Source organism: Anaerococcus ihuae, from assembly GCF_928368155.1.
Taxonomy (GTDB): Bacteria; Bacillota; Clostridia; order Tissierellales; family Peptoniphilaceae; genus Anaerococcus; species Anaerococcus ihuae.
This window is the reverse complement of the sequence record NZ_CAKMRU010000001.1, coordinates 632,406-644,427: the sequence shown is the minus strand read 5'-3', so window position 1 is coordinate 644,427 and position 12,022 is coordinate 632,406. Positions and strand designations below refer to the sequence as shown.

Here is a 12,022-nt window from a genome sequence, read left to right as displayed (position 1 = left end):
GGCCGCTCTTATTTGTTATGAATATACTTATAGAAGATGTAAAAATTCTCACCATGGCAGATGGTGAAGAAATAAAAAATGCAAATATTTATATTAAAAATGATAAGATAAGTAAAATTACAAAAGAAAAACTAGATTTTAACTTTGATAAAAAAATAGACGGGAAAAATTTTCTAGCTATGCCGGGTTTTGTAAACGCTCATACTCATGTAGGGATGAGTTTATTTAGAAATTTTAGTGATGATGTGGAATTAATGACCTGGCTGAATGAAAAAATTTGGCCTTTGGAAGATAAATTAATTGCTAAAGATGTTTATTGGGCATCACTCTTATCCCAAGCTGAAATGATTATGACAGGAACAACAACTTTTGCAGATATGTATTATTTTGAAGATCAAACTATAAAAGCCCTAGAAAAATCAAAAATGAGAGCACAAATTTCAAGGGGTCTTACTCTTGAAGATAAAGACTGTGCAAAAATAAAAGAAAATATTAATCTTTTTAAAAAATATGAAAATAGTCAAGATGGAAGAATAAATATAGCCTTTGGACCTCACGCAGTTTATACAACAGATAAATACTATTTAAAGGAAATAAACAAATATGCAAAAATATATAAGATGCCAATACACATTCATCTTTCAGAAACGAAAGTTGAAAATGACGATTGTATGAAAAGATTTAATCAAAGTCCTACTGAAGTTTTTGAAGAATGTGGGATTTTTGAAAATAAAACAATAGCTGCTCATGGAGTCCACTTATCAGAAAAAGATCTTGAAATTTTATCAAAATATGACCTTAGTATAGCTCATAATCCATCTAGTAACCTAAAATTATCTTCAGGTTTTCTTGATTGTACAAGAATAATTAATAAGGGAATAAATCTTTGCATGGGAACAGATTCATCAGCAAGCAATAACAATCTATCAATGTTAAAGGAAATTTCTCTAACTTCTCTTGTTTCAAAATATAAGGATCCAAAAAATTTAAAAGCTTATGATATTTTAAAAATGGCAACTATAAATGGGGCAAAGGCACTAGGACTTGATGATAAAATTGGGACTTTGGAAGAAGGTAAATTAGCAGATATTATACTAATTGATTTAAATAATCCTAACCATACTCCACAAAATAATCTTATATCTTCCTTGTGTTATTCAACTTTTGATACAGATGTATCTTATGTAATAATTAACGGTAATCTTGTTTATGAAAATAAAAAATTTACCTATCTCGATTTAGATGAAATACTAAAAAAATCAGAAGAATCATTTGAAAATTTAAGGAAAAGAAAATGATTGGAATTGACATAGTAGATATAAAAAAATTTAGAAATAAATTAGAAAAAAATGATTTTGCGAGTAAAATATTTACTGATAATGAATTTCATTATTCTAATTCAAAAGCAAATTCCTTACAAACTTTTGCTGGAATATTTGCAGGAAAAGAAGCTATAATTAAAGCATATAACTTTAATTTAGCCTACATATTAAGAAAAAAAATTGAAATTAAACATGTTGATAACATACCTATAGTTTTTATAAATGGAAAAAAAACAAATGCAGAAATAAGCATAAGTCATGATGGAAATTATGCTATAGCAGTTTGCAATAAGAATGAACCAAATTTTAAGATAAATAGAGATATACAGAAATTATTAAAAAATAGGCCAAGTGATGGTCATAAGGGAGATTTTGGAAAAGTTGCAATAATCGGTGGACAAAAAGGAATGGCAGGTTCTGTTTTTTTATCTTCAAATGCTTCTTTAAGATCAGGTGCCGGTCTATCTTATGTAATTTGTCCATCATCTATTTCACATATTTTACAAATAAAGTCTACAGAATGTATAATAGAAGAAGTTGATTGCGATTATTTTTATTATGAGAAAGAAATTGCAGAAAAAATTTTATCTTTAATAAAAAACAAGAACGCTCTAGCTATTGGTCCTGGCATGGGCGAGGGGAAAGATCTTGATAAATTAATCGAAATAATAGTAGATAATTTTGACAAAAACCTCGTAATAGATGCAGATGGAATAAACGCTTTAAAAGAAAATATTGATATAATTGATAAAAAACATAATCTTGTCCTTACTCCACACGAGATGGAATTTTCTAGAATTTCAAATTTGCCTTTAGATTTTATAAAAAATAATAGAGAAAAAGTAGCAAAAGATTTTGCAAAAAAACATAGTATTGTTTTAGTTTTAAAAGGTAAGAACACAATCGTTACTGATGGATATAAACTTTACATAAATAATTCTGGAAATAGTGGTATGGCTACTGCAGGTAGTGGTGATGTTTTAACCGGAATAATACTTTCTAATTTATCAAATATGGAAGTCTTTGATGCAGCTGTTTTATCAGTTTATATTCATGGACTTGCCGGAGATATTTATGCATCGAAAAATTGTGAGGATTCATTAATTGCAAGTGACATAATTAAAAACCTACCCAAGGCCTATAAATTAATGAGGAGTTAATATGGAAGAAAATTATTTACTAGTAGATTTAGATAAAATATTAAATAATATAAAGTCAATAAAGAAAAAAGCTCAAAAATCAAAATTCTGTGCAGTTTTAAAGGCAGATGCTTATGGACTTGGATCTTTAGAAGTAGCAAATTACATAAAAAATTACATAGATTATATAGCAGTAGCTCAATTTAAAGAAGCCAAATATTTAAGGGAAAATGGAATAAAAACTCCAATTCTTATTTTGGGATATTTGCCTTTGGATAAGTATAAAGAATGTGCAAAACTTGGAATAGATGTTGTAATTTATGACCTAGATTATGCAAAAAAAATTAATGAGAGCTTGGATTCAAAAATAAATTGCCATATAGGCCTTGATACGGGTCATACAAGAATTGGTTTTAGGGATTTTGAAATAGAAAAAATTAATAAGTTAAAAGATTTAGTAAATCTTAATTTTATTGGAGCTATGTCTCATTTTGCAACTGCTGATGAGAAAGACTTGACTTATACTAAAGAACAATATAAAAAATTTACATATATAATAAATCAAATAAAAGAAGATTTTGATCTGAAATTGGTTCATATAGCAAATTCTGCGGCATCAATGGAGTATGATTTTAAATCAGATTTGTTGAGAGTTGGGATTTCTTTATATGGAATTTATCCATCTGATTATATAAAGGAAGTTTCTAAAATAAAATTAGAGCAAGCCTTTGAATTCAAAGCGCAAATTTCTTTTGTAAAAAAAGTAAAAAAGGGAACAAGTATTTCATATGGAAGAACTTTTGTAGCTGAAAAAGATATGAAAGTTGCTACAGTTGCTATAGGATATGCCGATGGATTTAAAAGATCATTTTCAAATATTGGGGAAGTTTTGGTCAATGGAAAACCAACTAAGGTAGTTGGAAGAGTTTGTATGGACCAAATGATGATTGATGTAAGTGGTATTGATTGTAAAATTGGTGATTATATTACTCTTTATCCTGATATTTATAAAGAAGCAAAAAAAATAAATACAATTGCCTATGAACTTATGACTTCTATTTCAAAAAGAGTTCCAAGAATATATAAATCTAATATTTTAGGAGAATATCATGAAGGTTAAAAGAGGGGATTTGTTTTATGCGGACCTTTCTCCAGTAGTAGGAAGTGAGCAGGGTGGAGTAAGACCTGTTATTGTAGTACAAAATGATATGGGAAACAAATATTCTCCAACTATAATTGTTGTTCCTGTTACTAGCCAATTGAAAAAATCTAAACTTCCAACTCACGTTTCATTGAGTGCGAATGAATTTGGCCTACCAAAAAATAGTGTTGCCCTTCTAGAACAGCTAAGAACAATAGATAAAAGAAGACTTAGGGATAAGTTGGGATCTTTTGATAAATCAGTTATGCTAAAAATTGATGCAGCAATTGCAATTTCTGTTGGCATAGATTAATGAAAATAAAATTTAAAAATCTTTTAATAATAATCTTATCTGTTGTTTTGATTTTCTTGCTTATAAATATAAAAGAAAATACATATAAAAATTTAGATGAGCTTGAAATTAATTATATAGATGTAGGTCAAGGTAATGCCGTTCTTGTAAGAAGCAAAAATAAAAATCTATTAATTGATGGTGGTAACAGGTCAAAAAGTAGGTATTATTATAATTACATAAAAAATAAAAATCTTAAAAAAATTGATTATATGATTGCAAGCCACTATGATGAAGATCATATAGCTGGATTAATTTCTATCCTAGAAAATTATGAAGTTATAAATGTTCTTACTCCTTCTTATAAAAAAGAAACTAAAATTTATAAATCTTTTACAAGAAGTTTATCAAAATCAAATGCTAATGTAATTAATCCTAAACAGGGTGATAAATTTTATTTAGGAGATGCAAAGATAGAGATTCTATGGCCAAAAGTTTATAGAAATGGCGTAGATAATGATAATTCTATAGTAGTAAAAATTTCCTATGGGAATATGTCTTTTTTATTTCCTGCAGATGCAAGTAAAAATGTAGAAGACCAATTGATTTACTCAGGATATAATTTAAAAAGTGATGTTTTGATGTTAGGTCACCATGGTAGCAAATATTCAAGTTCAAAAGAATTTTTAAAAGAAGTTAATCCTAAACTTGCAATTATTTCTGTTGGAAAAAATAATAGGTACGGACACCCATCAAATGAAGTTTTAAATTTATTAAATAAGAAAAATATAAAAATTTTAAGAACTGATTTTGATGGAAATATAATAATAAAATGTCATGGAAATAAAATAAAAATAAATACAAAAAAGAAAAAAGCAAGTCTAGAAAATCATATCGATTTTTAAAACTTGCTTTTTATTTTTACATAACTCCCGCAATCATTTTTGCCAAGTTATCAGAATCTCCACTTCCTGTAACTATAACTTGATCGTCTTTTTTGATATCTGTTAATATATATTCTTTTACACTTTCAAAGGTCGGAATATATTTTGCATTTTTCCCAGATTTAACCAAAGCATCAACAACATCCTTACTTGAAATACTAGGGTCAAAAGCTTCACGAGCTGCAAAAATATCTGTAATTATGACTTCATCTGCATCGTCAAAACATTTTACAAATTCATTGAATAATCTCTTTGTTCTTGTATAGGTATGAGGTTGCCATACACAAACTAATCTTCCCTTAGTATGCTCAGCCAAGGCATTTAAATTTACTTTGATTTCGGAAGGATGGTGACCGTAATCTAAAATAATATTACAATCATTAACATTTCCGATTAATTGCATTCTTCTTTCAAGTCCAGTATAAGCTTGTATACATTTTTTTATTGTTTCGATATCAACTCCTGTTTCAAGTGTTGCAATTATAGATGCACAAGCATTATTTATATTATGTCTTCCCAAAATTGATAATTCAAAATGTTCTGTTTGTCCATTTTTCATAATTAAATCAAATTTTGGTTTTCCATCTTCGTCAAAGCTTATATTTGTTGCATTATAATCAGCTTCAGGGTTATTTTGACCATAAGTAATCAATTCACCTTGAACTGCATCTATAACTAATTTATTATTTTCTTCATTTAAATTTAAAATAGTTTTTGAATCTTTGCTTTGATTTCTCAAGTAAAATTTAAAAGTTTCAACTATATCATTTATGTCTTTATAATAATCAAGATGATCTTCATCAATGTTTAAAATAATTCCTATTGATGGGTAATAATATCTGATATTCCCCTTGTATTCACAAGCTTCTGTAACTAATATATCCTTATCACCAACATGAACATTTCCTTCAATTTCATCAAGGTCTCCACCCAGTAAAATAGTAGGATTTTTTGTAGAATTCATAAGAATTTTAGAAATCATACTTGTAGTAGTACTTTTTCCATGAGAACCAGAAATTGCAATTGAATTTTTGTAATTTTTCATCAAACTTCCCAAGAAAACTCCACGAGTAACAACAGGTACTCCTAATTCTCTTGCTGCAATTAGTTCCTCATTATCATCAGAAATTGCATCTGTATATATAACTAAATCTGGGTTTTTAATATTTTCTTTTTTTTGTCCAATTACATATTTAATTCCATTTTTATCTAAATGCTTGCTAGTTTCAGAAATTGAAAGGTCTGATCCTGTAACATTATAGCCATTATTGCTTAATAAAATGGCGATACCACTCATTGATATGCCACCTATACCTATCATATGTATATTTTTATATTTAAAATCATTTATATTAAATTCGAACATTGATGCTCCTTTGTTTTTATAATTTTCGCCTATATATTATACCATAAAATTTGGACTTTAACCATTTATTAAGTATATTTCAAAATAATAACTAAATTGACAGTAAACTTATAAAATGATAATCTTTATTTAGAAGTAAATAGTTAGAGAGGTTATTAATGAAATATATAATTGCAAACGATCATGGTGGAATAGACTTAGTTGATAGTGTTGAAGAAAAATTATTAGAACTTGGACATGAAGTTGAAAAAGTTGGAACTTTTACAAAAGATTCATGTGATTATTCTGATTTTGCAAAAATAGCTTGCGAAAAAGTTTTAAATAAAGAAGCAGATTTTGCCATTTTAATTTGTGGAACTGGAATTGGAATGAGTCTTGCTGCAAATAAATTTAAAGGAATTAGAGCAGCTTGTTTATCAGATGTTTATTCTGCAAAAATGTGCAGGGCTCATAATAACAGTAATGTTTTATGTATTGGATCAAGAGTTATTGGTTCTGAACTTGCTAAAATGATTGTAGAAGTGTTTTCGAAAACTGAGTTTGAAGGTGGACGTCATCTTAATAGAATTAATAAAATTAAAGAAATTGAGGAGAATAATTAATGTTTGATAAAAAAGATTTAAAGGCTGTAAATGCCATAAGATGTTTATCAGTAGCACAAATTGAACAAGCAAATAGTGGTCATCCAGGCCTTCCAATGGGAGCAAGTCCAATGGCTTACGTTTTATGGAATAAAATATTAAATGTTAATCCTAAAAAAAGTGATTGGCATAACAGGGATAGATTTGTTTTATCAGCAGGCCATGGATCTGCTATGCTTTATTCCTTATTGCACTTATCAGGATATGATTTAAGCATTGAAGATTTGAAAAACTTCAGACAAATCGGTTCAAAAACTCCAGGTCATCCTGAAAGAAAACATACAGATGGAATAGAAGTAACAACAGGACCTTTGGGTCAAGGAATTGCAAATGCAGTTGGATTTGCAATAGCAGAAAAACATCTTGCAGCAATGTATAATAAGGACGATTTAAATGTAGTTGATCATTATACTTATGCAATTTGTGGTGATGGAGATTTAATGGAAGGAATATCCTATGAGTCTATGTCACTTGCTGGCCATTTAAATTTAAATAAATTAATAATTTTGCACGATTCAAATGATATTTGCCTTGATGGTAATTTGAATACATCTTTTTCTGAAAATATTGAACAAAGAGTAAAAGCTCAAAATTGGAATTACATTAAAGTTTCTGATGGAAATAATCTTGAAGAAATATATAAAGCGATAATAAAGGCTAAAGAAAATAAAAATGGACCAACTTTTATAGAAGTTAAAACAGTTATAGGTTTTGGATCAAAAAATCAAGGAACAAATAAGGTTCATGGTGCTCCAATAGGAAATGAAGATTTTACAGCAGTAAAAAAAGCCTACAATTGGGAATATGAAGATTTTGAAATTTCTGACGATATTTATGAAATATTTAATGAGAATATAATCAAAAATGGACAAAAATCATATGAAAGATGGGAAAATACTTTAAATTCATATAAGGAAAAATATCCAGAAGATTACAAAGAATATTTGGATGGATTCGAAAGAAAATTACCAGAAAATTGGATTGATCAAGTTAAAAAATATTCTTCAAATGATGAAAGCATAGCAAGTCGTGCATCAAGTGGAGAAATCATCCAAGATATAGCAAAGATTACTAAAAATTTCTGGGGAGGAAGTGCAGATTTATTTTCTTCAAATAAAACCAATATAAAAGACAGTGATAGATTTTCTGACGAAAATCCACAAGGTAGAAATGTTTGGTATGGAGTTAGAGAATTTGCTATGAGTGTAATTGCAAATGCAATTGTAGCACATGGAGGAACTTTCCACCACGTTTCAACATTTTTTGTATTTTCAGATTATTTAAAAGCAGGACTTAGAATTTCAGCTCTTTCACAAATACCAGTTACTTACGTATTTACTCATGATTCAGTAGCTGTAGGAGAAGACGGTCCAACTCACCAACCAATTGAACAATTGGCAATGATAAGATCAATTCCAAATACAATTATGCTTAGACCTGCAGATGCAAATGAAGTTAGACTTTCTTGGAAGATTGCTTTAGAAAGTAAAGATTCACCAGTAGTTATTGCTCTAACTCGACAAGGAGTAAAAAATCTTAAAGGAACTGAAAATTTATCAGATATTTCAAAAGGAGCTTATATAATTGAAGATTCTGATAAAGAAATTCCAGATGGTATATTAATTGCAACAGGAAGTGAAGTAGAACTTGCAATAGATACAAAGAATGAGTTAAAGAAATCTAATATTGATGTTAGAGTTGTATCAATGCCTTCAATGGAATTATTTAGAAAACAAGATCAAGATTATAAGGAAAAAATCCTACCAAAAAATATTAAAAATAGGGTTTCAATTGAAATGGGAACATCTTTTGGATGGAGTGAATTTACTGGAAAAGGTGGTTTAAATATATCAATAGATAGATTTGGAATTTCTGGAAACTTTAAAGATGTAAAAGAAGAATTAGGATTTACTAAAGAAGAAATTGCAAAAAAATATATAGAAAAATTTAATTAAATTTATAAGGCTGTTACAAATTTATCATATAAGTTTGTAACAGCCCATTTTATTTTTAAAAAATTTTAAAAAGTGATATTATATTATTAGAAATATTTAAAAAGGAGTGACTATGACTATACCAACACCGCATATTTCAGCAAAAAGTAAAGACGAAATAGCAAGTACAGTTTTGATGCCAGGAGATCCATTAAGAGCTAAGTATATAGCTGAAAATTTCCTAGAAGATGTAAAACAATTTACTGAGACAAGGGGAATGTTAGGATACACTGGTTTTTATAATGGAAAAAAAGTTTCAGTAATGGGAAGTGGAATGGGAATTCCATCATCTATGATTTATTTTAATGAATTATTTAATTTCTATGATGTTGATACAATTATTAGAGTTGGAAGTGCAGGAAGCATGCAAGAAAATATAAAATTACATGATATAGTTCTTGCAACAAGTGCTTGTAGCGAATCATCAATTAATGATAATTTATTTGGAAATATAAATTTTTCACCAACACCAGATTTTGCTTTGTTGCTTGAAGCTTATAAAAAAAGTCAAGAATTAGGTTATACAACTCATTGTGGTCAAGTTCATTCATCAGATCAATTTTATAGTGAAATGGACCCAAAAGTTTTTGAAAATTTGCAAAGATATGGAGTTTTGTGTGTTGAAATGGAATCCTATGGCCTATTTACTCTAGCAAGAAAATACGGAAAAAAGGCCTTGGGAATTTTCACTATTTCTGATTCTTTGGTTTCAAACGAAGCTGACAGCGCAGAAAATAGACAAAACGCTTATACTCAAATGATGAAACTAGCCCTAGAAGTTGCACCAGAATAAGGAGATTTGATGTTAAAAAATATAATACTTGCAGCAGGCGAAGGAACTAGGATGAAATCTAGTACTTCAAAAGTAATGACTAAAATTTTAAATAGAGAAATAATTTCCTACATTGTTGATGCATGTGATTTCAAAAATTCAAAAACTATAATTATTGGTGGAAAAAATAAAGATTTATTGAAGAAAAAATATCCTGAACTTGAAATAAAGGAACAAAAAATAGGAGATGATTTTCCTTATGGAACAGCTTACGCTGTTAGCATGGCTATAGATTTAATTGATGATGCTGATGATTGTTTGATTTTAAATGGAGATATCCCACTAATTACAAAAAATTCACTTGAAGATTTTATTAATTTTCATAAAGAAAATAATAATAACCTAACAGTTATGTCAACTAATATTGAAAATCCAAAAGGATATGGAAGAATAATTAGAGAAAATGAAAATTTTCTAAAAATAGTTGAAGAAAAAGATGCAAGTGAAGATGAAAGATTGGTAAATGAAATTAATGTAGGTATTTATGCTTTTAAAGGAGAAGATTTAAAAAATTCCTTGAAAAAAATAGATACTAATAACAAATCAAATGAATATTATCTAACAGATTGCATAGAAATTTTAATTAAAGATGGGAAAAAAGTAGAAGCTTATCGAGCTGATAATCCAGATCAATTTTACGGAATTAATAATAAAAAAGAGTTAGCTAATGCTGCTAAATTATTGAGAGAAAGAATAAATGATTATCATATGCTAAATGGTGTAATAATTGAAAATCCTAGTATAGTAGATATTGAAATGGGAGTAAAAATTGGAAAAGATACTATAATTTCTGGGCCTTGCAAAATTTTGGGAATTACAGAAATTGGAGAAAATTGTATAATAGAAGGTTCATCAAGGATTGAGGATTCTATTATAAAAAATAATGTAAAAATTGACAATTCTGTAATCGAAAAATCTTTTGTTGATGAAAAAACTGATATAGGACCATTTTCACATCTAAGACCAAAAGCCAAATTAGGTAAAAATGTTCATATAGGAAATTTTGTAGAAGTTAAAAATGCTAATGTTGATGACAATACAAAAGCTGGACATTTAGCTTACATTGGGGATAGTGATCTTGGAAAAGATATAAATGTTGGTTGTGGAGTAATTTTTGTAAATTACGATGGTAAATTTAAACACAGATCAAAAGTAGAAGATGGGGCATTTATAGGATCAAATTCAAATATTGTGGCACCAGTTCATGTTAAAAAAGAAGGCTATATTGCAGCAGGCTCAACGATTACAAAAGATGTTGAAGAGGGAGTCCTCTCAATAGAAAGAGCTGATCAAAAAAATATACCGGGTTATGTTGAGAAAAAGAAAAAAAGAGATTTAGAAAAGTTAAAGGAGCAAAAATAAAAATGAGTGAATGTTCAAGTTCATCACATATTACAAGAGGCGAGTTGATAGTATTTGCAGGAAATTCAAATCCAGATTTGGCTGAAGCTGTAGCAAAATCTTTAGGGATAGAATTAGGAAAAGTTGAAGTTAAAAAATTTGCAGATAGTGAAATAAATGTAAAAATAAATGAAGCTGTAAGAGGAAAAGATGTTTATATAATTCAACCTACTTCTTATCCTACAAATGATAATTTGATGGAATTACTAATCATGACAGATGCTTGCAAAAGGGCTTCTGCAAGATATGTGAATGTTGTAGTTCCATATTATGGATATGCAAGACAAGACAGAAAAACAAGGGGAAGAGAGCCAATTAGTGCAAAACTTGTAGCAAATTTAATAACAGTTTCAGGTGCTGATAGGGTTATTACAATGGATCTTCATGCTGGACAAATTCAAGGTTATTTTGACATACCACTTGATCATTTCACTGCAATCAGATTACTATCATCTTATTTTAAAGAAAAAGCTTATAATAAACCAGATGAATATGTAGTTGTAAGCCCTGACTTGGGTGGAGTTACAAGAGCAAGGAGCTTTGCTGATTATTTAAAATTAACAATAGCGATTATTGAAAAAAGACGTCCAAAACCAAATGTATCTGAGGTTATGAATGTTATAGGTGATTTTGAAGGTAAACACTGTATCCTTGTTGACGATATGATTGACACTGCCGGAACAATTTGTAATGCAGCGAATTATCTAAAAGAACACGGAGCAAAAGAAGTTTCAATAGCAGCAACTCACGGTGTATTGAGTGCTAATGCTTGTCAAAACTTAGAAAATTCTTGTGTAAAAGAAGTAATAATAACAGATACAATAAAATTACCAGAAGAAAAGAAAATTGATAAAATAAAGCAAATATCAATAGCTCCTTTATTAGCAGAAGCTATCAATAGAATTAACACTTACGAATCAATAAGTGGTTTATTTGAGGATGGTAAATAG

Annotated in this window: 11 protein-coding genes; 10 read left to right on the top strand and 1 reads right to left on the bottom strand. The window is 28.6% G+C overall.

Annotated elements, in window-relative coordinates:
- The first annotated feature begins 17 nt into the window (after nucleotides 1–17).
- The 5 genes from L6653_RS03075 to L6653_RS03055 are packed head-to-tail and all read left to right on the top strand — an operon-like array spanning nucleotide 18 to nucleotide 4,799.
- Nucleotides 18–1,298 (top strand): amidohydrolase, encoded by a 1,281-nt coding sequence (locus L6653_RS03075; protein ID WP_236785465.1) that lies wholly within the window; start codon nucleotides 18–20, stop codon nucleotides 1,296–1,298.
- Nucleotides 1,295–2,482, top strand: a complete 1,188-nt coding sequence (locus L6653_RS03070) for an NAD(P)H-hydrate dehydratase (protein WP_236785464.1) — start codon at nucleotides 1,295–1,297, stop codon at nucleotides 2,480–2,482. The genes L6653_RS03075 and L6653_RS03070 overlap by 4 nt, the downstream gene beginning before the upstream one ends.
- 1 nt (nucleotide 2,483) lies before the next feature.
- Nucleotides 2,484–3,581: an alanine racemase gene (gene alr / locus L6653_RS03065; RefSeq protein WP_236785463.1), complete on the top strand. Its 1,098-nt coding sequence runs from the start codon at nucleotides 2,484–2,486 to the stop codon at nucleotides 3,579–3,581.
- Nucleotides 3,571–3,915, top strand: a complete 345-nt coding sequence (locus L6653_RS03060; RefSeq protein ID WP_058990368.1) for a type II toxin-antitoxin system PemK/MazF family toxin — start codon at nucleotides 3,571–3,573, stop codon at nucleotides 3,913–3,915. The genes alr and L6653_RS03060 overlap by 11 nt, the downstream gene beginning before the upstream one ends.
- Nucleotides 3,915–4,799, top strand: a complete 885-nt coding sequence (locus tag L6653_RS03055; protein WP_236785462.1) for a ComEC/Rec2 family competence protein — start codon at nucleotides 3,915–3,917, stop codon at nucleotides 4,797–4,799. The genes L6653_RS03060 and L6653_RS03055 overlap by 1 nt, the downstream gene beginning before the upstream one ends.
- Before the next feature lie 16 nt (nucleotides 4,800–4,815).
- On the opposite strand, the gene murC is transcribed toward L6653_RS03055, so the two are convergent.
- On the bottom strand, nucleotides 4,816–6,204 hold the full coding sequence (gene murC, locus L6653_RS03050) for a UDP-N-acetylmuramate--L-alanine ligase (RefSeq protein ID WP_058990371.1): 1,389 nt from the start codon (nucleotides 6,202–6,204) through the stop codon (nucleotides 4,816–4,818).
- A gap of 158 nt (nucleotides 6,205–6,362) precedes the next feature.
- On the opposite strand from murC, the gene rpiB reads away from it, so the two are divergent.
- The 5 genes from rpiB to L6653_RS03025 all read left to right on the top strand — a co-directional run bounded on the left by rpiB (nucleotide 6,363) and on the right by L6653_RS03025 (nucleotide 12,022).
- A complete protein-coding gene (gene rpiB / locus L6653_RS03045; RefSeq protein ID WP_058990372.1) occupies nucleotides 6,363–6,806 on the top strand; it encodes a ribose 5-phosphate isomerase B in 444 nt (147 codons plus the stop codon).
- Nucleotides 6,806–8,800, top strand: coding sequence for a transketolase (gene tkt / locus L6653_RS03040; protein WP_236785461.1), 1,995 nt, complete (start codon nucleotides 6,806–6,808; stop codon nucleotides 8,798–8,800). Before rpiB ends, tkt begins: the two co-directional genes overlap by 1 nt.
- Before the next feature lie 112 nt (nucleotides 8,801–8,912).
- Nucleotides 8,913–9,632: a purine-nucleoside phosphorylase gene (deoD, locus tag L6653_RS03035; protein WP_236785460.1), complete on the top strand. Its 720-nt coding sequence runs from the start codon at nucleotides 8,913–8,915 to the stop codon at nucleotides 9,630–9,632.
- Nucleotides 9,633–9,641: 9 nt separating this feature from the next.
- Nucleotides 9,642–11,033, top strand: coding sequence for a bifunctional UDP-N-acetylglucosamine diphosphorylase/glucosamine-1-phosphate N-acetyltransferase GlmU (glmU, locus tag L6653_RS03030; RefSeq protein WP_236785459.1), 1,392 nt, complete (start codon nucleotides 9,642–9,644; stop codon nucleotides 11,031–11,033).
- A gap of 2 nt (nucleotides 11,034–11,035) precedes the next feature.
- Complete coding sequence (locus tag L6653_RS03025; protein ID WP_058990376.1) at nucleotides 11,036–12,022, top strand: ribose-phosphate diphosphokinase; 987 nt, start codon at nucleotides 11,036–11,038, stop codon at nucleotides 12,020–12,022.